The organism is Sphingobacterium sp. JUb20 (assembly GCF_004342035.1).
GTDB lineage: Bacteria > Bacteroidota > Bacteroidia > Sphingobacteriales > Sphingobacteriaceae > Sphingobacterium > Sphingobacterium anhuiense.
Window position 1 is genome coordinate 153,616 of record NZ_SLYV01000007.1, and the last position, 21,410, is coordinate 175,025.

Consider the following 21,410-nt stretch of genomic DNA (forward strand, 5'->3'; position numbering starts at 1 on the left):
ATAACAAAAGAAGAGACTATCTTTAAAGACAGCCTCTTCTTTTGTTATGGGTTATAAAAGTTTATGCTAATTTGCCTAATGCTTCTTTGATACGTCTTAAAGCTTCTACTAAGCTTTCATCCGATGCAGCATAGGACAGACGGATGTATTTATCATTTCCAAATGAATCACCACCAACTGTTGCGACATGACCTACATTCAATAGGTATAGAGCTAAGTCAGATGAATTGTTGATTACATTTCCATTCTCATCTTTTTTTCCAAAGAAAGAACTGATTTCTGGGAAGAAATAAAAAGCGCCTTCAGGTAAGTTTGTTTTAACTCCTGGAATTGCGGATAATAGATCATAAACCAGTTGACGACGACGAGCAAATGCCTCTTTCATTTTATTCACTGATGCTAATCCTTGCTCATAAGCAACGATTCCTGCACGTTGTGATATCGAACATGTTCCCGATGTCGTTTGTCCTTGTAATTTGTCATTTGCGGCAGCGATCTCTTTATTACAAGCAATATAACCTAATCTCCATCCGGTCATTGCAAATGCTTTGGAGAAACCGTTAATGATAATCACACGATCTTTAATGCTATCAAATTGAGCGATAGATTCATGTTTGTCTACAAAATTGATATGTTCATAGATTTCATCTGATAAGATAAATACCTGTGGATGTTTTTCAAATACTTTTGCCAAAGCAGCTAACTCATCTTTACTATACACCGTACCTGTAGGGTTATTTGGTGATGAGAACATGAACAATTTAGTTTTAGGCGTGATAGCAGCCTCAAGTTGCTCAGGAGTTATTTTAAAGTTATTATCGATTTCAGTATTGATAAAAACCGATTTTCCTTCAGCTAAAACAACCATTTCTGAATAAGAAACCCAGTATGGGGTGGGTATTACAACTTCATCACCAGGATTAACAAGTGTTAAAATAACATTTGATAAAGACTGTTTTGCACCTGTAGAAACTACGATTTGAGAGATGTCATAATCAAGATTATTTTCAATCTTCAATTTATTCACAATAGCCTGACGTAATTCTGGGTATCCCGGAACTGGCGAGTAACGTGTCCAATTTTCGTCTAAAGCTATCTTAGCAGCTTCTTTAACGTGGTCAGGAGTATTGAAATCTGGTTCGCCAACACTTAAGCTGATAACATTAACGCCTTTTGAGGCTAATTCGCGACCAAGCTTAGTCATTTTAAGCGTAGCCGACTCGGATAAGTTGTTTATCCTATCTGATAAATATGATTGTGTGCTCATGGTAAGACAAAGATATTATTTAGAATGCAAATAATACTTTAATTTCTTGAAAAAAGACAAACGATTGCTTCTTTTTTACTGAAAATATGTAAAATTATTAAGATTTTGATTGCTTTAGAATAACATCTATTCTAATTTTTCAGCACGTATATTACCGATGTTACGATGTTAGAAATATACGATAAATTTTATAATGATATTTCTGCTTAGCATTGATCACCATTTCATTTATCAGATTGCATTGATGTAAAAGAGTATGCTAAAAGATTAGTAGTTTCAAACTAAAAAGGAAATCGTAGCGTTATATGACTACCTTTGTCGCGAAAATAAAGTATTATTATGTCTAAGCAAAAAAGATTAGTTCTGCTATCCCTTTTGACAGGGCTAGGATTGATGATCATCAAATTTGTCGCGTATTTCCTTACTGCTTCCAATGCTATTTTCACCGATGCTGCGGAAAGTATTGTCAATGTCATTGCCTCAAGTTTTGCTTTCTATAGTATTTATTTAGCCGCTCAACCTAAAGATAATAATCATCCTTATGGCCATGGCAAAGTGGAATTCTTTTCTGTTTTCTTGGAAGGGGGACTTATTTTTATAGCCGGATCAATCATACTGGTAAAGGGATTTTACAATATCTTTTTCCCATCTACATTATCAAATTTGGAAGAAGGGATCGGTTTAGTTTCTGTTACGGCCCTGATTAATTTTGTAATTGGATTCTACATCATGAAAAGAGGGCGAGCATTGGGTTCTCTTACATTGGAAGCCGACGGTAAACATCTACAAGTTGATGCCTATAGTACAATAGGCCTAGTAGTCGGTCTTATTCTTATGAAATTAACAGGCTTAAAGTGGATCGATATTGCAATTTCTTTTGCTTTGGGCAGTTTTATTTTATATAATGGCTATAAATTGTTAAGGCAGTCAGTGGGTGGACTTATGGATGAGTCCGATGTAGATCTAGTAAAAGAAGTCGTTCAAGTTTTGCAAGAAAACCGTCATACAGATTGGATTGATATACACAATCTGCGTGTGCAACGATATGGCAATGAACTGCATGTTGATTGTCACTTGACACTTCCAAATTATTATTCCTTAACTAAAGTACACGATGAAATCTCGATTTTAGATAAAATCGTTAATACCAAAATGTCGATTGAAACCGAGTTTTTTATTCATGCAGATCCATGCCTTCCCGAATGCTGCAGCTATTGTCAAGTAAAAGACTGTCCAATACGATCGAAAGAGTTTACAGTTGAGATTGAATGGCAAGTAGAAAACGTCACAGCAAATCGAAAACATTTTTTATCTTAATCGATAAATCATGAAATTATGTGCATAAATAGGGGACAGCTTAGCTTAAATGTCTGTCAAAAAAAGTATCTTTGCTTTTTAGAAACGATTTTTAAAAATCCTATATGAAGCAAATACGTAATTTCTGTATCATCGCACACATTGATCACGGTAAAAGTACATTAGCCGATCGATTATTGGAGTATACCAACACCATTACACAACGTGAAGCGCAGGCACAATTACTAGATAATATGGATTTGGAACGTGAACGTGGTATTACCATTAAGAGTCACGCTATCCAAATGAACTATATACAAGACGGAGTGGAGTATATCTTAAATTTAATTGATACTCCCGGACACGTCGATTTTTCTTACGAAGTATCACGTTCAATTGCTGCCTGCGAAGGAGCTTTGTTAATTGTAGATGCTTCTCAAGGTATACAAGCACAAACAATCTCCAATCTTTATTTAGCATTGGAGCATGATTTAGAGATTATTCCAATATTGAATAAGATGGATCTTCCGGGTGCTATGCCAGAGGAAGTGAAAGACCAGATCATTGATTTAATTGGTGGTAACCGAGAAGATATTATTCCAGCATCTGGTAAAACAGGACTTGGGATTCCTGATATTTTAAAAGCAATTGTAGCACGAGTTCCAGCACCAGTGGGGGATCCCAATGCGCCATTGCAAGCCTTAATCTTCGATTCAGTTTATAACTCTTTTCGTGGTATCATGGCCTATTTCAAAGTTGAAAATGGTGAGATCCGTAAAGGTGATAAAGTGAAATTTGTTGCTACAGGAAAAGAATATTCTGCAGATGAGATTGGAACTTTGAAATTAAATCAAGTTGCTAAAGATGTCGTTAGAACAGGTGATGTTGGATACATCATCTCAGGGATTAAGGAAGCTCGTGAAGTAAAAGTTGGTGATACGATCACCCATAAGGAAAGGCCTTGTGAAGGTGCTATTCAAGGATTTGAAGAAGTAAAACCAATGGTTTTTGCCGGAATATATCCTGTTGATACAGAAGATTACGAAGAGTTACGCGAATCGATGCACCGTTTGCAATTGAATGACGCATCTTTAGTGTTTGAACCAGAGTCTTCAGCAGCGTTAGGTTTTGGATTCCGTTGTGGATTCTTAGGAATGCTTCATATGGAGATCATCCAGGAACGTCTTGAGCGTGAGTTTGATATGACTGTTATCACAACTGTTCCCAACGTTTCTTACAAAGCGTATTTAACAAAAGATAAGGAAGAAGTTCAGGTTCATAACCCATCCGATTTACCAGATCCAAGTAAATTAGATGCTATTGAGGAACCTTATATTAAAGCAAATATCATTACTAAATCTGATTTCGTAGGACCGATTATGTCTTTATGTATCCAAAAACGTGGTGCAATCATTAATCAGTCATATTTAACTTCAGACCGTGTTGAATTGGTATTTGAGATGCCAATGGGGGAAATTGTATTTGATTTTTATGATAAGTTAAAAACGATTTCCAAGGGCTATGCTTCTTTTGATTATACACAGATAGGTTATCGTCAATCGGATTTGGTCCGTTTGGATATCCGTTTAAATGATGAACCTGTAGATGCATTGTCATCTCTAATTCACAGAAGTAATGCATATGACTTTGGTAAGAAAATTTGTGAAAAATTAAAAGAATTACTACCTCGCCAACAGTTTGAAATTCGTATCCAAGCATCTATTGGAATGAAAATTATTGCCCGTGAGACAATTTCTGCTTTACGTAAAGATGTAACAGCAAAATGTTATGGCGGTGATATTTCTCGTAAGCGTAAGCTTTTGGAAAAGCAGAAAAAAGGTAAAAAACGAATGCGTCAAGTAGGTAACGTTGAAATACCGCAATCGGCATTTATGGCGGTACTGAAATTAGATTAGAAACTTAAAAAATCCTATTCCTATAAAAATGAATTTATTAGACGGTAAACTCGTATCAGCTAAAATCAAAGAAGATATCAAAAAAGATACAGCTGATTTTACAGCGCAAGCTGGACGTAAACCTCATTTAGTGGCTATCCTAGTTGGAAACGACGGAGGTAGTGAAACTTATGTGGCGAGTAAAATGCGTAATTGTGAATTGGTAGGTTTTGAATCTACTAATATTCGTTACGATGTTGATGTGACTGAAGAACAATTGATCGCGAAAATTCAAGAAATAAATGCGGATGCAAATATTGACGGTTTGATCGTGCAGTTGCCACTTCCAAAGCATATCGATCCCGATAAAATAACTGAAGCAATAGATTACCGAAAAGATGTAGATGGTTTTCATCCCATCAATTTGGGCAGAATGCAACGAAATCTTCCTTGCTTTATCCCAGCAACACCTTATGGTATTATGTTGATGCTGGATCATTATAAAATTGAAACTGCAGGTAAACATGCTGTAGTGGTAGGTAGAAGTAATATCGTTGGTTCACCAATGAGTATTCTTTTAGCACGAAACTCTAATCCAGGTAACTGTACAGTTACCTTAACACATAGTCGTACAAAAGACCTTAAAACAGAAGTTTTACGTGCGGATATTATTGTTGCTGCAATTGGCAAGAAAAACTTTGTTACTGCAGATATGGTGAAGGATGGCGCAGTTGTAATTGATGTAGGTATTAATAGAGAAGACTCAACAGAAACAAAATCTGGCTTTAAATTATATGGAGATGTAGATTTTGAGCAAGTCGCTCCTAAAGCTTCATGGATAACTCCTGTACCTGGAGGAGTGGGCTTGATGACGATTGTAGGATTACTTAAGAATACACTAGAAGCGGCAAAAGGCACAATTTATCCTAAAGCATAATTGGCATAAATATTGTTTAGTTAAATCTGTTAACCAAAAAAATATACGAAATGAAAAAAGTTGCATTTTTAGCATTATTCGCAGGAGTTTCATTAACTTTTGCGGCTTGTAATAACACGCCAAAAGAAGATAAAAATAGTGATGGAGAAGTCACAGTCGGAGAAAAGTTAGATAATTCTCTTGATAGTTTAGATAAACATGCAGACGTTGCTGCAGCTGATGCGAAAGCTAAATATGAGCAAGCTCAAAAAGATCTAGATGCTGCAATAGCAAAAGGAGATAAGAAAGCTGAAGAAGCTGCACGTAAAACGGTAGATGAGACAAAAACTGCTTGGGAAAAAATTACTTCAGGTACTGCTAAAGTAGCGGGAGATGTTGAAGAAGGTGTTAAGGATGCCGCTCATGCAACTGGTCATGCTATCGATAAAGCCGCCGAAGCGACTGCTAAAGCTGGAAAATCTGCAGTTGAAGGCACTAAAGATGCTGCCAAAGCTGTAGGTGAAGGAACCAAAGATGCAGCTAAAGCTGTAGGTGACAAAGCCAAAAAAGTTGGTGAAGCATTGAAAAATTAAATCGAAATAAGATTTTAATAAAAAAGCCTTTCAGAAATTCTGAAAGGCTTTTCTTTTGATTTGAAATTTTTAATTTTCCTTTCGAATGGTAACAGCATTCTTATGTGCATGAAGTCCCTCTAATTCTGCTAAGATCTCCACAGTAGAACCAATATTAAGTAGTCCTTCCGGACTTATATGTTGGAAAGTAATCTTTTTTACAAATGAATCTACAGATACACCTGAATAGGATCTTGCATATCCTGATGTGGGTAAAGTATGGTTTGTTCCAGAAGCATAATCTCCCGCACTTTCAGGCGTTAAGTGTCCTAAAAAGACAGAACCTGCATTTAAAATAAGACGAACAAGACGTTCCCATTGATCGGTTTCTAGGATCAGATGTTCTGGTGCATAATAATTACTAAACGCCAGTGCCTCATTTAAATCAGTTGCTAACACCGCATAGGAGTTCTCGATTGCTTTGCTTGCTAATTCAAAACGGGGTAAAATAGCAAGTTGCTTTTCTAATTCAAGATTTACAGCTTCAATAATATCTTTGGAAGTTGCTACCAGTACAGCCTGACTGTCCGCACCATGTTCAGCTTGAGCTAATAGATCTGCAGCTACATAAGCAGGTGTGGCAGTTTCATCAGCAATTACTAAAACTTCAGATGGACCAGCAGGCATGTCGATACTTACATTGGCCATACCTTGAACAATGCTTTTTGCTTTTGTCACAAATTGATTGCCAGGTCCAAATATTTTATCAACTTTAGGGATCGTTTCCGATCCAAAAGCCATTGCCGCTATAGCTTGAGCACCACCGACAAGGTAAATGCGTTCGATTTTTAATAATTTGAGACAATAGGCTACGAAACCGTTTATTTTTCCACTTTTTTGGGGAGGAGAACAAACAATGATTTCTTTACATCCCGCAATTCGTGCTGGTACACCTAACATTAATAGTGTACTTGGTAGAACAGCGGAGCCTCCCGGTATATAAAGACCCACTTTTTCAATAGGGCGGATCTCCCGCCAGCATTTTACACCTATCGTGGTCTCTACAACTCGCTCACGCTTTACTTGTGAAGAGTGGAATTTATGAATATTCTGGAACGCAATTTCTAAAGCCCTTTGTTGTTCGCGATTAATCGTTGATGCCAGTGCATCAATATCGTTAGCATCAAGGTAAAGTTTTTCTAATTCAACTTTGTCAAATTGTTGTGCATAGCTAATCAAAGCTTTATCACCATTTTGACGAACTTCTTGTATAATATCTAAGACAGTATCTTGGATAGCATGCGAAGGATCAGTATTACGCGTTGTTAATTCCTGCAATTCAATGGGATTTAACTGAGCATATTCAAAAGTTTTAAGCATGATGAATTTTATTTTAAGCGCAGTGCGCTTATTAACTACATAATAATTTTTTCGATCGGCATGACCACAATTCCTTGGGCACCTGCAGACTTTAGCTTGTTGATCTTACCCCAGAAATCATCTTCTGAAATAACGGTATGAACGGCAACCCAACCTTCTTCTGCTAAAGGAACAACAGTCGGTGATTTTACACCATGTAAAAGACCTGTTATAGTAGGTAAATTAACTTTCTCAACATTCAGAACAACGTACTTAGTTTCTTTTGCCATTAACACCGACTGGATTCGCTGTAAAAGTTCTGCTAAGATTTCGTTATTCTCCAATCCTGGACGACCGATAAGAATTGCTTCAGATTTACGGACATCGGCAAACTGTTTTAATCCATTATTTTTAAGGGTTCCGCCCGTAGAGACAATATCACATATAGCGTCGCTCAAACCTAAGCCAGGGGCAATTTCAACAGATCCGGATATCATCTGAATATCTGCCTCGATGCGGTATTCATCTAAAAATTTCTTTAAAATAACAGGATAAGAAGTTGCAATAGATTTTCCATTAAGATCTCTTAAATCTTTAATATCACTATCTTTTTGAACCGCTAGTTTTAAAGTACATTTTCCAAAACCGAGACGTTGTAGATAATTAACTTCAGATTCAGTTTCATCAATGACATTTTCACCAACTATTCCGAGATCAGCAATTCCTTGCTCTACATATCCTGGAATATCATCATCACGAAGGAAAAGAATTTCAAGAGGGAAATTGGAAACGGTTGTTATTAAAGAACTTTTATAATTTTCGAAGTCGAGACCACAGTTTTTAAGTAATTGAACTGATTTTTCGTTTAATCTACCCGATTTTTGGATAGCAATTTTAAGATTTTTCAAAGCTTTATAATGTTAGCTGTAAATTATTAATAAATAGAAATCAAACACAAGGGAAAAAATGCTTCACGTAGAAACACACTTATTACATATCGCCGCAATGGCGATGATGCATATGAAAGTGATGTCCGTGAGCAAAAATCATGTTTGTATTAATAATGTGTCAAAAATAGTATTTTGTTAATAGAAATCAAATTTAAATAGCTATTAATTGATAAAAATAAAATAGAGATAGCGTAAATATGACATTTCTGCATTGAAATTAAACATATTTTACCTTACTAAAATATTTAATAAGCGATAGAAATTACGTTAAAGTATGCTTCAAGCTTCTTTTTGCGTGATGTTGTTATGATGCACAACATTATTACATTTGGAAGCTATTTATACTTTTTTAGTATAAAATTTAATATTAATTTTAAATTCTCGATGTCTGTAAGAAGAATAGGGACTTGTACAATCGAAAATAATAAGCTAAAATATGAATTTAGAAAATCTAAATCGCCGTTCTTTTCTAAAGAAAACAAATACCGTAGTTCTGGGGACTGCTCTGGCTGCATCAAGCCTTAATTTGTATGCAAACAGTGCTCCAAAGAAAATTAAGATCGGACTTGTAGGCTGTGGCGGTAGGGGGACAGGGGCCGCTTCTCAAGCATTGCGCGCAGATGCAAATGTCGTCATTACCGCTGTTGCAGATATCTTCCAAGATCAAGTAGACCTATGTTTAGATTCATTAAGACAGATATCAAATGATCAAGTAAAGGTCGATAGCAAAAACATCTTTTTAGGATTTTTAGGATTTCAAAAATTGATGAATACCGATGTGGATGTGGTTTTACTTTGTTCTCCACCAAACTTTAGACCAGATCATTTGGAAGAGGCCGTCAAAAAAGGAAAACACATCTTTTGCGAAAAACCTGTTGCAGTAGATATTCCAAACTTGAAAAGAGTTTTTGAAAGCGTAAAGATTGCTAAAGAAAAGAATCTCTGTTTGGTAAGTGGTTTCTGTTTTCGGTATGCAACACCAAACCGTGAAATCTTTCAAAGGATAAAACAAGGTGATATTGGTGATATACAATCTGTTTCTACTTTTAGATTTGGAGGAGAGTTAAGTCATAAGGAAAGACAGTCCGGTTGGTCAGATTTAGAGTATCAGTTGCGTAATTGGTTCTATTTCCAAAGATATTCTGGCGATCTTATTGTCGAGCAAGCTATACATAGTGTTGATATGATGTCTTGGGCATTGGGAGATATTGTTCCTAAGACTATTATTGCAACTGGAGGAAGACAGTCCCGAGAGTTGGATAAATTCGGCAACGTTTATGATCATATGTCTATTGAATTTGATTATGGCAATGGATTAAAGGCCTTTCATTCTTGTCGTCAACAAAATGGAACTGATTCCCGAAATTCAGTGGACGTCATAGGAAAGAACGGTCGTGCAAACTTAAATATTCCTTCAAACTTCGAGATTTATGGTGACAAAGCGTGGAAGTTTACTGGACGGAACAATAATATGTATCAAACCCAGCATGATGAACTTTTCGCAGCCATCCGTGATAAAAAAGTGATTAACGATGGACCACACCTTGCGAATAGTACCCTACTTGCAATTTGGTCTCGAACGGCCGCTTATACGGGGAAAGCGATTACGTATGATCAGATTATGCAATCGACAGAAGTTTTAGGCCCTACTTCATTAGAATATGATTGGAAAATGCAAGCTGATAATCGCGGGATTCCTCAGCCGGGAAAAACACCATTTGTTTAGGTATGGACGTTGGAATTAAGATATTAGTAGTCGGGTGTGGTAATATGGGAGCATCTCATGCCCGCGCCTATCATGACTTACCGGGTTTTGAAATTGTTGGGCTGGTATCCAGGGGAGAAAGTAAAAGTAGATTGAATAAATCGCTTCAGGCAGCTTATCCTGAATTTGATGATTTTGAAGAGGCGTTACTGCAAACAAAACCAAATGCAGTCTGTATTTCAACCTATCCCGATACGCATGAAAATTATGCAATCAGATCTTTTGAGGCAGGAGCACATGTTTTTCTTGAAAAACCTTTAGCGGATACAGTACTAGGCGCTCAAAATGTTATCGATGCAGCAATAAAGTATAATAAAAAATTGGTGGTAGGATATATTTTACGATATCACCCTTCATGGAAAAAGTTTATCGCAATTAGCCGTAAGATGGGAACACCTTTGGTCATGCGTATGAATCTCAATCAGCAGAGTCATGGTTATATGTGGGATGTACACCGCAATTTAATGAATAGTTTAAGTCCAATAGTAGATTGTGGTGTTCATTATATTGATGTGATGTGTCAAATGACAGACGCTAAGCCTGTTCGAGTTTCCGCTATCGGAGCTCGATTGACAAATGATATACCCGAAACGAATTATAATTATGGACAGCTTCAGTTACATTTTGATGATGGTTCTGTAGGATGGTATGAAGCAGGATGGGGACCTATGGTCAGTCAAACTGCTTTTTTTGTTAAAGATGTGTTTGGCCCTAAAGGGGCGGTATCTATTGTGCCAAATCATGCTGTCAGAGAAGGAGTGTCTGATTCGGTGGAAGCACATACCAAAACAGAATCAATTCGTGTACATCATGCTGATATTGATGTAAATAATGAATTTTTAAAAGCGGATGAATGGATTCATTTAGAAGACGAACCTACACATCAAGATCTTTGTAACAGAGAACAGTTGTTTTTTCAAAAAGCAATTGTAGAGGATTTGGATTTAAAGAAGCAATCGGAAGATGCTTTGAATAGTTTACGTATTGCTTTTGCATGTGACCAAGCTGTGAAAACCAAAAGTATAATAACGTTGTAAAGAACTTTTAATAGAGAAATAATGGTTTTAGGTATGTTATTTTGTAATAAGGCAATTAGCAGAACAGCATATGTAAACCATGGTTCACTATTTTATTTAAAACAATAAAATGTGGAGAAATAAAGTAAATTAATTTTAATTGTGAAAGATAGATCGTTTTGGTCTATCTTTTGTTGTTTAGGAGCTATATTTGTAATGTATGAAAAAATTGGTTCATGTTGTATTTCTTACTATACTGTTATCCCATTCTGCTACAGCTCAGGATAACCTATGGCAGATGAAATTGAGTTTTAAAGGACAGATCGCTGTGGAAGAATTAGAAAAGTCTGTGCCTGAATTTGCGTTAGATTTCTATGAGCCATTTTTAAAAGGAGGAACCACTGCTCAAGAGGTTACGATTTTTACCTCACCTACGAAGATTAAATCAGTTGATAATCTAGGGCACGTTCTGATTGCAGATCGAACTAAAAAACAGGAATATTCATTTACAAAAGGTGATGATCTACTTTCACAGGATGTGCTGTCTTCAGATTATCCCTTATTGAAGAATCCGACTGATCCAAAAGATGCTTATCTTATCTTGGAAAACGGGTCCGAAAAAGAAACCATCAACGGTGTTTCCTGTATAAAAGCATTGTTGAAAGTTGTGGACCCTTATTTAGGTGAAGTTGCAATGACAATTTGGTATGCTCCGGATCTACCGAGTTATTATCTAAGTAGTTTGCCTTTTTTGATTAATGTACCAGGAGCAGTTCTGAAATTAAATGATCAGGTGCATAATTCTTTAGGTTTTGAAGTCTCAGCTTTGTCTAAGCTAAGTGACTTAAAGGAATTTGAATTACCTCATGAGGTTAAAATTGTTAAGCTTTCAGAAAATGAAGGTAGTAACTTGGATGATGCAAGTGTTTTTCAAGATGCATTTGAACTTAAAGCACCTTTAAAATGGTTTTCACAGCAGAATGCCGCATATGGTGATGAACATTTGTTTGGGGTTAAAAAAGCGGATGGAACAATTGTGGAGCCTGCAAATTTTTATTCAATCGATGTATTGAATAAACAAAGAGCAATAGTTTCTGATAGTAGTAGTTTGTTTTGGATTATTGATGATGAAGCAAAAAAGATAAATCATGTAGGTTTTGAAGTGCTTTATGCTGTTAATGATGAGAACATGGTGTATGCAATAGAAGATCGATATGGTATCATCAATGCTTCAGGAGTGTCAATTATTGGAGGTTTAAGCAATATCAGCAACTTTGTAGGATCATATTTGCTATTTTCTGAAAACAATAAGCAAGGTTTATTGGATTTTAATGGGAAGATTGTTCTGAAACCTACTTTAGATTTTATTGATACTGATGAGCAAGGTAATATTCTGGTTAAGGATTTGAAGATTAGTTCCGAAGTACAACAATATTCACTACCAGATTTTCAGGAGAAGTACTTGAAATAGAGTCGAAAAAATATTCATTCAAAAATAAAGGCGATCATTGATCGCCTTTATGCTTTATTATTAATCCCAAATTTAGATTAAGGGATGTTCAAATATTTATGTGTTTGAAGTGAAATATTCCATTTAGGATTATCTTTGACATGATCAATGATCAGTGGGGTCATTTCAGGATATTTGGACCATTCAGGTTGCAAATATAATTTACAGTCGTTGTTTACTAATTTAGAATGTTCTTCAGCCCATTCAAAATCACTTTTATTAAAAACAATGACTTTTAATTCACCGGCAGCTTCTAAAACATCTTTTCTTGGAGCTTTAAATTTCTTTGGAGAAAGACAGATCCAATCCCATTCGCCACTTAGTGGATAGGCACCAGATGTCTCTATAAAAGTTTGAATTCCAGCTGCGTGAAGACCTCTTGTTAAGTAATCCAAATTGTAGATTAAAGGTTCTCCTCCAGTGATGACAACTGTCTTTGCAGGATATTTTTTTGCATTTTCAATAATCTGATCAGCAGAAGTAAGCGGGTGTAAAGTGGCATCCCAGCTTTCTTTAACATCACACCAGTGACACCCCACATCACATCCTCCCAATCGAATAAAATATGCAGCTTTTCCTGTGTGAAATCCCTCTCCCTGAATTGTATAGAACTCTTCCATCAACGGAAGTAAAGTGCCGTCTTCTGGAACTTGATGTGACATAGTAATGAATTTAAGATTGCAAAAATAATAAAAAAGATTGTGATATCGGGATTGTTTTCAATTCATTACTTTTAGATTAGATAGTCAAATCACTTGACGATCTTATTTGTCGCAGACAGGATTCTATATATCTCCATGTTTATCATTAGCGAATATTTCATCATGAGCTGTTAGTTCAGCTTTTCTATGATGAATATTCCTATGTTATGTTTGCATTATGATGTGCTATCTTCCAATTGAAGGGTAGAACTAAAATGTGTCGATCAATGATGGGAGTGCAATAAAGACTTAAAAGTACAATTATGGATTATTTTCAGTATATTTGATGGATAATAGGTCTAGGAATAGATTTAATTTATTAAGCCTTATTGATAATTAACAATTTAGTATGTTGTGTATCTGTAAGGTGTTGTTTTATAAATAATTACTAAAAATAATCATATTTGTTGATGATTAAAATTACATTACCTGATGGTTCCGTTCGTGAGTACGAAAAAGGAACATCAGCTGCTCAAGTAGCATTGTCAATCTCGGAAGGTTTAGCTAGAAATGTGTTAGCCGCCGAAGTGAATGGAGAGATTTGGGACTCATCTCGTCCTATTGAAGAAGATTCTGCAGTAAAGTTGTTGACCTGGAATGATACAAATGGTAAATCTACCTTTTGGCATTCTTCTGCGCATCTATTAGCAGAGGCATTAGAAGATCTTTACCCAGGTATCAAGTTTGGTATAGGTCCCGCGATTGAGACGGGTTTCTATTATGACGTTGATTTTGGAGATCGTGAATTCTCATCTGATGATTTTAAGCAAATTGAAGATAAGATGCTAGAACTAGCAAAACGTAAAGAAATTTTCGAACGTAAAGCTGTTTCTAAAGCTGATGCTATTGCATATTTTACTGAAAAAGGAGACGAATATAAATTAGATCTGATTAAAGATCTGGAAGATGGAAAGATTACATTCTATACACAGGGAGAATTTACCGATCTATGTCGTGGACCACATATTCCTAATACGGGATTTATCAAAGCGATCAAATTAACAAATGTTGCCGGTGCATACTGGAGAGGTGATGAGTCTCGTAAACAATTGACTCGTATTTATGGGGTAACGTTTCCAAAAGCTTCCGAATTAACAGAATATTTGAAGTTCATTGAAGAAGCAAAAAAGCGTGATCATCGTAAATTAGGTAAGGAATTAGAGTTGTTTGCTTTTTCAGAGAAAGTAGGAGCAGGATTACCATTGTGGTTGCCGAAAGGAGCAGCTTTGCGTCAAAAATTACAAGATTTTTTACAAAGAGCTCAGTTAAAATCAGGTTATGAACCCGTGATGACACCTCATATTGGTAATAAACAATTGTACGTAACTTCTGGGCATTATGATAAATATGGCGAAGATTCATTCCAGCCGATAAGAACTCCAGTTGAAGACGAAGAGTTTTTCTTGAAGCCGATGAACTGTCCACATCACTGTGAGATTTATAAAACAAAGCCACGCTCTTATAAAGATCTTCCTGTACGTTTTGCAGAATTTGGTACGGTTTACCGCTACGAACAATCTGGAGAATTACATGGTTTGACACGTGTAAGAGGGTTTACACAAGATGATGCACATTTATTCTGTCGCCCAGATCAGGTGAAGGAAGAATTTAAAAAAGTGATTGACTTGGTGTTGTATGTTTTCAAAGCATTAGGTTTTGAAGAGTATACTGCACAGATTTCATTAAGAGATCCAGAAAATCGTACCAAATATATTGGTACCGATGAAAATTGGGCTCTTGCAGAAAGTGCAATTATCGAGGCCGCTGCAGAAAAAGAATTATCCACTGTCGTGGAATATGGCGAGGCAGCTTTCTATGGACCTAAACTGGATTTTATGGTGAAGGATGCTTTGGGACGTAGATGGCAGCTAGGTACTATTCAAGTGGATTATAATTTACCTGAGCGCTTCGAACTGGAGTATACAGGTTCTGATAATGCAAAGCATAGACCAGTGATGATTCATAGAGCACCATTTGGTTCTATGGAGCGTTTTATTGCTGTATTGATCGAACATTGTGCTGGAGAATTTCCATTATGGCTTGCCCCAGAACAATTTATCGTCTTGCCAGTGTCAGAAAAATATGAAGAATATGCGAAAAACCTTTTAGAATCGCTAAATAATTCCGATATTCGCGGACTGATAGACTTGCGTGATGAAAAAGTGGGTCGCAAAATCAGAGATGCAGAGGTGAAAAAACTGCCTTATATGTTGATTGTAGGGGAGAAAGAGGCTGAGAGTGGCACGATTTCTGTGCGTAAACATGGTTCAGTAGACATGGGATCCATGACTGCTGACGAATTTAGAGAAGTATTAATTAAAGAAATAACCGTTTAAATATTTAAACATTTGGCATTAAAAAGACCAGGTGGTCCTAGACCACCAATGAGGAAGAAAGAACCAGATCACCGCATTAATGAACTAATCCGTGTGCCTGAGGTACGTTTGGTAGGTGACAATGTGGAAACAGGAGTATATCCTACACGTAAAGCTTTAGAGCTTGCAGATGAATTGGAACTTGATTTAGTTGAGATTTCGCCAAATGCTGTTCCGCCGGTTTGTAAAATTATCGACTACAGTAAATTTGTTTACGAGCAAAAGAAGAAACAAAAAGAAATCAAAGCTAATGCAAAACAAACTGTTATTAAGGAAATCCGTTTCGGACCTAATACCAGTGAACATGATTTTGACTTCAAATTGAAACATGCGATCAAATTTCTTGAAAGCGGTGAAAAAGTTCGTGCTTACGTACACTTTAAAGGCCGTGCAATTGTACACAAAGAACAAGGGGAGATCCTGTTATTGCGTTTTGCACAAGCGTTAGAAGAAGTAGGTAAAGTTGAATTATTACCGAAATTAGAAGGAAAACGTATGTTTTTAACTTTGGCGCCTAAATTGGTAGCTAAAAAATAATAAAAAAATTCTAACAGATTGATATAAAATTTAAAGTATTATGCCAAAAGTAAAAACCAATTCCAGCGCTAAAAAACGTTTTAAGCTTACTGGAACAGGTAAAATCGCAAGAAAAAACGCTTTCAAAAGCCACATCTTGACAAAAAAGAGCACAAAACGTAAACGTAACTTAACAACAACAAGTTATGTATCTGATGGCGATATGGGCAACGTTAAACGTATGCTTGCTATCGGTAAATAAGTTTTATTCGATTTAATTAATAATAATTTTTTAACCGGGTACAGGGTTGTAAGATCATTGAGAAACATGACGCCTTTTACCAAATAATTTTAAAAATATGCCACGTTCGGTTAACGCAGTTGCTTCGAGAAGAAGACGTAAAAAAATCCTTAAATTAGCGAAAGGCTATTATGGATCACGTAGCAAAGTTTATACTATTGCTAAAAATACAGTAGAAAAAGGTTTACAGTACGCTTACCGCGACCGTAAAACCAAAAAACGCGAGTTTAGAGCTTTATGGATTCAACGTATTAACGCTGGAGCCCGTCAACAAGGATTATCTTATTCAGTGTTGATTGGTAAATTAAACGCTAAAAATATTGGTTTAAACCGTAAGGTTTTAGCTGATTTAGCTTTAAACAACCCAGATGCTTTCAAAGCAGTTATTGACGCAGTAAAATAGAGTTTTAACCCTGAGTCAATTTGTTAGATATTGGAAAGGAACCCATCAGGGTTCCTTTTTTGTTGTTACAGACTTTCGATTATTTATCGTTTTAATAATGAGCTCTTTTAAGCTTTATTTTTTTTAACTTTTTTGAAGTTTGGAATATATTTTTATTTTTATATAAAAGAGCCGTAGTTTATGAAGTTTCAAGATTTAGTTAATTTGTATGAGGAAGGAAGATATGAGGATTGTTTGTCCGAATTAGAAGTTTTTCTGGTACTGAATCCTCAAGATATCCCCACTCTAATTTTAAAAGCTACTGTACTTAAAGAACTTGATTTTCAAAATTCAGAAGAAGATAGTAAGGAATTATTATTAGAAGATTTTCAGGAAGTTATTACAATTTATAAATCTATTCTTGAAATAGAGCCCAATAATGAGGCCGCTCTTTTTGGTTTGTTGGAAACAACCCGATTCTTTTATAAAGATTTAGATTACGATGAGTATGCATCGTATATAGATAGGTTGAGTATTCATGAAGATGAACTGGAGAACGTATGCCGTTTTAAAGCTGATTTAAATTATTTGCATGAAAAGTTTAATGAATCTATAGGTAATATCAATGAATTATTATCTATTTATGAAGTGCTATACGCTCATGATCGTATTAGTAAATGTGCTTTGCTAACAGAGAGTTTACTCTTTAAAGCAATGATACTCCGTGAAAATTTAGATCAACATCAACAAGCCTTAGCTGAATTTAAAAAATACAAACATGATATTCTTTCCAATAATGTATTGCTTTACCTAGATATAGGACAGCTTGCAATGGAGTATCATGATTATGACATGATCGGTTGGGCCGGTACTAAGGCTGTGTTATATGGAAATGAAGATCCTGAACTTGACGCAGAGATATTTAAGTTTTATGAACAGGTAATAGATCTATTAAATGGTGGCTTAGAAAACAAGCAATGTATTTACTTTGCAATTATGGTCCAACGTAATTTTCGTGAAGAACTGGGATTGGACTTATCCGATCCTCTCATCGAAGCAAAACGTTATATAGATCTTAATCCAGATTGGTTTGTACCCTATCACTTTGCGGGAACTTATATTCTTGAAGGTGGTAACTACGAAGAAGCTTTACCTTATCTGGTAAAAGCTGTCGAATTAGGTGGTTTTTCAGTTACTATATACCGTTATATACTCACTTATTACGAAGTTCATAAACAATTGCCCGTCGTATTAAATTGGCCGGAAGATGGACCTATTGACTATTTTAATTCTGGTTGCGAATTTTCGGAATTCGAAAATTCAATTGGCTCACCAATACTCGATATGGCCTTATTGAATTATCGCTTACAGTTTTTTGAAAGAGCATACCTCGCATTTAAAGCTTATTTCCACGAAAATAAATTTGAAGCGAATTACTTCATTAACCATCAGCTCATGTCCATGTGCTGTAATAATTATGCATTAGCGCTGAGCAGTAAACGAAAATACGATGAAGTGATTGAGATCTGTAAAGAAGGACTGACATATAGTAGATTCTGGGAGCTGTATAATACCATGGCAGATGCCTATTTTGAAAAAAATGAATTTGAAGATGCACTAATCAATTATCACGAATTATTGGATGATAGTTTTAAAGAATTTGATTTACCAAACTACCTTCGAATTTCAGCTTATGTAACGAAATGCGAATTTAAGCTCGGGTATATTAAGGAAGCTGAAGAGCGTTTAAAAACAATTTCTCGGGAATATGATGAATTGATTCAATCTTCAGAATATGCTGAATACGATGAGGAAGATTTATTTGTTACACGTCAGGCCTATATGGAAATTCAAAATGCTCGTTTTGATTTAATCAATCATCGTGGAGATTCTGAAACGTTAAAAGATTGGCAGAAAGAGCTGGAAAGCAAACCTGATGATGCTTCAAATTGGTACATGTTAATGCAAAATTATTTCCAATTGGAACAATATGAACAATGTATTGCTTGTGCTAATAACTATGAAGCGACAAAACCCATACAGGAGATGGCATTAATAGATTATCGCAAGTTACATTACCTCAGAGGGAAGTCGTACTTTTTAACTGCAAACTATACAGCAGCATTGCAGGATTTATTGGTGGCGTATAGCTCTACAAAAGCAACTTTGGAAGAAGAGGAATCACATGGTGATTTTCATTTAATACTGCTTCATTTAATCCGTACTTATTTTCATTTAAATGACTGGAACAATGTCATTCGAATTGCTCAAGAGTCTGACGAAATGTATAAAAGTCAGAATTGGGAAGAAGATGATGATTGGTGCGAAATGTTCTTGATGTCTGCCGAAGCATCATTTCAATTGAATGATACAGAAAACGGTAAACAAAAAATACAAAATATTCTAAAGTTTTTTCCGAAGCATGAAAAGGCATTAGAGAAAAAGAAAGAATGGAGCTCCGGTTGGTTTAGCTGGTTGAAAAAATAAAGATTTTATATCCTGAATGTTTAATTTGATCATTGCTAATGTATGGTATGGATCAGCCAAAATGCACCTGTTTAATTAGCATCGTTTATAGGTATAATATGAAAGGACTGATTATTTATATTGGTCCTTTTTGTTTTATGAATGTATAAGATAAAAAAAACACGCTTTAAGCGTGCGACAAATTGTTTATAAATGTAGGTTAATCTTCACCCGATAATAAATCATCTCCATCAAATGTAAATTCGATTACATCCGTGTAGCTTTCTAATGTTTGTACTTCAAAATCTTTAATCATCTTTCTGTTTTTTATTTATTATAAAGATAAGTATCGTTTTTAATCTCTGCGTAAAATGTATGTGAAGTTTTTGTTAAGTATTTTGTGTATTTGATTTTGTTAACATTGGAGGTTTTTTTTTCATTCTAAAACCATCATTATTGAGGCAAAAAACCTGTTATTATAAAAGAAAAACTTATCTTAGTAGAATTACATAGTTAAAGTTCCGCAGTCATTTTGGAGCTTGTATATTTCCTTATTGATCACTAAATGAAACAGTCTTCATGTCAAAATTAATTAATCTAAAAATTTTTAAGCAGTTTTTACAGTCTAGTAATATTGGCGGTATTCTGTTATTTATCTGTGTTATTCTTTCTTTAATAGTAGCCAATAGTCCCTTAGCAGATTCATTCAGTAAGCTATTAAATACAACTCTAGGTTTTGAAACAGATCATATTCAGTTAAACTATTCGGTACTGCTTTGGATTAACGATGGTTTGATGGCAATATTTTTCCTTTTGGTAGGTTTAGAGATCAAGCGTGAATTGGTAGAGGGTGAATTATCTTCTCCAAAGAAAGCATTACTCCCCATATTAGCTGCTGTGGGTGGAGCTATTTTACCAGCCCTTATTTATTTGTTTATTAATAAAGGATTACCAACTGAGCATGGTTGGGGTATCCCTATGGCTACAGATATCGCTTTCGCCTTGGCTGTGATCACTTTATTGGGTAATCGGGTTCCGGCAAGTCTAAAAATATTTTTAGCGGCTTTAGCAATCGTTGATGATTTGTTGGCTATTTTAGTTATTGCATTGTTTTATAGTGGCGATCTGCATTATAATTATTTATTCATTGCATTAGGAATTTTTGCTTTCTTATTGTTGCTTAATTTTTTTGGAGTAAAAAAAATATGGGCCTATTTGATACCAGGAGTATTTATCTGGTATTTTATTCATCATTCAGGGATACATGCCACCATTGCGGGGGTATTGGTAGCACTATCATTACCAACAAATGCAACAGACGATGAATCACCGTTAGAAAAATTGGAACATATACTCACTTCTCCCGTCAATTTTATCATTATCCCTTTATTTGCAATCGCAAATACCAATATTACTATACAAAGTGAAATGGTGCACGGATTGACCACTGCTTTGGGTATTGGTATAATAGGCGGTTTATTGGTTGGAAAATCTGTTGGGATATTAGGGATATCTTTCATTGCTACGAAATTAAAGTTATGTACGTTGCCTGAAGGTGCAAATTGGAAACATATTTTTGGAGTAGGTTTACTAGGCGGTATAGGGTTTACGATGTCTATCTTTGTATCTATATTAGCTTTTACTGATCCCATGCTTATTGAAGAAGCAAAATTTGCAGTACTCATCGGATCTTTATTTTCAGGAGCAATCGGCTATTTATTTTTAGCAAGTATTGGTAAAAAGACAGCATAGCTAAATAAAAACTAAGCAGATAAAAGGCAGTCCTAATATTAGGACTGCCTTTTTATGTTTTGAACATATCTATGATTTCTGTCATTAAAATTTGAAAATAAATCGAATTAAATAGATTCTGATTATTTTTTTTTCGAGGTAAATCATTTTTGTTAAGAATTAATCTAGAGTGGATCTTGATCATTTAAATTCATTCTTTAAACTAATGGATATTAAGTTAAATTGTCTTTTTTTTGTTACATGATGTACTTGTTACAATAAGGCTTTATAATTTTAATCGTTAATTATCAATATGTTATGGTAATGTTAAAAACATTTTTTCGGAATAATTATGAAAAATCAATCGATTGCGTACATTAGGTAACAACTAA

17 protein-coding genes are annotated in these 21,410 nt (G+C 35.2%); 13 read left to right on the forward strand and 4 right to left on the reverse strand.

From position 1 onward, the window contains the following. Positions 1–61: 61 nt before the first annotated feature. Positions 62–1,267, reverse strand: a complete 1,206-nt coding sequence (locus EDF66_RS13355; RefSeq protein WP_232789315.1) for a pyridoxal phosphate-dependent aminotransferase — start codon at positions 1,265–1,267, stop codon at positions 62–64. Between the two features lie 339 nt (positions 1,268–1,606). Between EDF66_RS13355 and EDF66_RS13360 the strand changes: the two genes are divergently transcribed. The 4 genes from EDF66_RS13360 (at position 1,607) to EDF66_RS13375 (ending at position 5,967) form a co-directional block, all read left to right on the forward strand. Further along, positions 1,607–2,584 (forward strand): cation diffusion facilitator family transporter, encoded by a 978-nt coding sequence (locus EDF66_RS13360; protein WP_132843207.1) that lies wholly within the window; start codon positions 1,607–1,609, stop codon positions 2,582–2,584. Between the two features lie 104 nt (positions 2,585–2,688). Then, positions 2,689–4,479 carry a translation elongation factor 4 gene (gene lepA / locus EDF66_RS13365; RefSeq protein ID WP_132843208.1) on the forward strand — a complete coding sequence of 597 codons (1,791 nt, stop codon included), beginning with the start codon at positions 2,689–2,691 and terminating at the stop codon, positions 4,477–4,479. Between the two features lie 28 nt (positions 4,480–4,507). Beyond that, complete coding sequence (locus EDF66_RS13370) at positions 4,508–5,395, forward strand: bifunctional 5,10-methylenetetrahydrofolate dehydrogenase/5,10-methenyltetrahydrofolate cyclohydrolase (protein ID WP_132773762.1); 888 nt, start codon at positions 4,508–4,510, stop codon at positions 5,393–5,395. 50 nt (positions 5,396–5,445) lie between these two features. Then, positions 5,446–5,967 (forward strand): hypothetical protein, encoded by a 522-nt coding sequence (locus EDF66_RS13375; RefSeq protein WP_132843210.1) that lies wholly within the window; start codon positions 5,446–5,448, stop codon positions 5,965–5,967. Between the two features lie 69 nt (positions 5,968–6,036). Here the strand turns inward: EDF66_RS13375 and hisD are convergent, their stop codons facing one another. Next, complete coding sequence (gene hisD, locus EDF66_RS13380) at positions 6,037–7,326, reverse strand: histidinol dehydrogenase (RefSeq protein ID WP_132843211.1); 1,290 nt, start codon at positions 7,324–7,326, stop codon at positions 6,037–6,039. Positions 7,327–7,361: 35 nt separating this feature from the next. Then, positions 7,362–8,213 (reverse strand): ATP phosphoribosyltransferase, encoded by an 852-nt coding sequence (gene hisG, locus EDF66_RS13385; protein ID WP_132843213.1) that lies wholly within the window; start codon positions 8,211–8,213, stop codon positions 7,362–7,364. A gap of 478 nt (positions 8,214–8,691) precedes the next feature. On the opposite strand from hisG, the gene EDF66_RS13390 reads away from it, so the two are divergent. The 3 genes from EDF66_RS13390 to EDF66_RS13400 all read left to right on the forward strand — a co-directional run bounded on the left by EDF66_RS13390 (position 8,692) and on the right by EDF66_RS13400 (position 12,507). Beyond that, positions 8,692–9,981, forward strand: a complete 1,290-nt coding sequence (locus tag EDF66_RS13390; protein WP_132843215.1) for a Gfo/Idh/MocA family protein — start codon at positions 8,692–8,694, stop codon at positions 9,979–9,981. 2 nt (positions 9,982–9,983) lie between these two features. Beyond that, positions 9,984–11,057, forward strand: a complete 1,074-nt coding sequence (locus tag EDF66_RS13395) for a Gfo/Idh/MocA family oxidoreductase (RefSeq protein WP_021191524.1) — start codon at positions 9,984–9,986, stop codon at positions 11,055–11,057. Between the two features lie 199 nt (positions 11,058–11,256). Further along, complete coding sequence (locus EDF66_RS13400) at positions 11,257–12,507, forward strand: hypothetical protein (RefSeq protein WP_132843216.1); 1,251 nt, start codon at positions 11,257–11,259, stop codon at positions 12,505–12,507. A 77-nt stretch (positions 12,508–12,584) separates the two neighbouring features. On the opposite strand, the gene EDF66_RS13405 is transcribed toward EDF66_RS13400, so the two are convergent. Then, positions 12,585–13,208: a 7-carboxy-7-deazaguanine synthase QueE gene (locus EDF66_RS13405; RefSeq protein ID WP_021191521.1), complete on the reverse strand. Its 624-nt coding sequence runs from the start codon at positions 13,206–13,208 to the stop codon at positions 12,585–12,587. A 449-nt stretch (positions 13,209–13,657) separates the two neighbouring features. On the opposite strand from EDF66_RS13405, the gene thrS reads away from it, so the two are divergent. The 6 genes from thrS (at position 13,658) to nhaA (ending at position 21,039) form a co-directional block, all read left to right on the forward strand. Next, positions 13,658–15,583 carry a threonine--tRNA ligase gene (gene thrS, locus EDF66_RS13410; RefSeq protein ID WP_132773759.1) on the forward strand — a complete coding sequence of 642 codons (1,926 nt, stop codon included), beginning with the start codon at positions 13,658–13,660 and terminating at the stop codon, positions 15,581–15,583. A gap of 12 nt (positions 15,584–15,595) precedes the next feature. Further along, positions 15,596–16,159, forward strand: a complete 564-nt coding sequence (infC, locus tag EDF66_RS13415) for a translation initiation factor IF-3 (protein ID WP_021191520.1) — start codon at positions 15,596–15,598, stop codon at positions 16,157–16,159. Positions 16,160–16,199: 40 nt separating this feature from the next. After that, positions 16,200–16,400, forward strand: coding sequence for a 50S ribosomal protein L35 (rpmI, locus tag EDF66_RS13420; protein ID WP_021191519.1), 201 nt, complete (start codon positions 16,200–16,202; stop codon positions 16,398–16,400). A gap of 97 nt (positions 16,401–16,497) precedes the next feature. Continuing rightward, complete coding sequence (gene rplT / locus EDF66_RS13425; RefSeq protein WP_021191518.1) at positions 16,498–16,842, forward strand: 50S ribosomal protein L20; 345 nt, start codon at positions 16,498–16,500, stop codon at positions 16,840–16,842. A gap of 180 nt (positions 16,843–17,022) precedes the next feature. After that, positions 17,023–19,308, forward strand: a complete 2,286-nt coding sequence (locus EDF66_RS13430) for a tetratricopeptide repeat protein (protein ID WP_132843218.1) — start codon at positions 17,023–17,025, stop codon at positions 19,306–19,308. A 558-nt stretch (positions 19,309–19,866) separates the two neighbouring features. After that, positions 19,867–21,039, forward strand: coding sequence for a Na+/H+ antiporter NhaA (gene nhaA / locus EDF66_RS13435; RefSeq protein WP_132843220.1), 1,173 nt, complete (start codon positions 19,867–19,869; stop codon positions 21,037–21,039). Positions 21,040–21,410: the final 371 nt, after the last annotated feature.

Bases quoted from the DNA above. Each gene is read 5' to 3' on its own strand.
- nhaA (WP_132843220.1), top strand. From the start codon at position 19,867: ATGTCAAAATTAATTAATCTAAAAATTTTTAAGCAGTTTTTACAGTCT.
- EDF66_RS13400 (WP_132843216.1), top strand. From the start codon at position 11,257: ATGAAAAAATTGGTTCATGTTGTATTTCTTACTATACTGTTATCCCAT.
- rplT (WP_021191518.1), top strand. From the start codon at position 16,498: ATGCCACGTTCGGTTAACGCAGTTGCTTCGAGAAGAAGACGTAAAAAA.
- EDF66_RS13355 (WP_232789315.1), bottom strand. From the start codon at position 1,267: ATGAGCACACAATCATATTTATCAGATAGGATAAACAACTTATCCGAG.
- thrS (WP_132773759.1), top strand. From the start codon at position 13,658: ATGATTAAAATTACATTACCTGATGGTTCCGTTCGTGAGTACGAAAAA.
- rpmI (WP_021191519.1), top strand. From the start codon at position 16,200: ATGCCAAAAGTAAAAACCAATTCCAGCGCTAAAAAACGTTTTAAGCTT.
- EDF66_RS13405 (WP_021191521.1), bottom strand. From the start codon at position 13,208: ATGTCACATCAAGTTCCAGAAGACGGCACTTTACTTCCGTTGATGGAA.
- lepA (WP_132843208.1), top strand. From the start codon at position 2,689: ATGAAGCAAATACGTAATTTCTGTATCATCGCACACATTGATCACGGT.
- EDF66_RS13390 (WP_132843215.1), top strand. From the start codon at position 8,692: ATGAATTTAGAAAATCTAAATCGCCGTTCTTTTCTAAAGAAAACAAAT.
- EDF66_RS13375 (WP_132843210.1), top strand. From the start codon at position 5,446: ATGAAAAAAGTTGCATTTTTAGCATTATTCGCAGGAGTTTCATTAACT.
- EDF66_RS13430 (WP_132843218.1), top strand. From the start codon at position 17,023: ATGAAGTTTCAAGATTTAGTTAATTTGTATGAGGAAGGAAGATATGAG.
- hisD (WP_132843211.1), bottom strand. From the start codon at position 7,326: ATGCTTAAAACTTTTGAATATGCTCAGTTAAATCCCATTGAATTGCAG.
- EDF66_RS13370 (WP_132773762.1), top strand. From the start codon at position 4,508: ATGAATTTATTAGACGGTAAACTCGTATCAGCTAAAATCAAAGAAGAT.
- EDF66_RS13395 (WP_021191524.1), top strand. From the start codon at position 9,984: ATGGACGTTGGAATTAAGATATTAGTAGTCGGGTGTGGTAATATGGGA.
- EDF66_RS13360 (WP_132843207.1), top strand. From the start codon at position 1,607: ATGTCTAAGCAAAAAAGATTAGTTCTGCTATCCCTTTTGACAGGGCTA.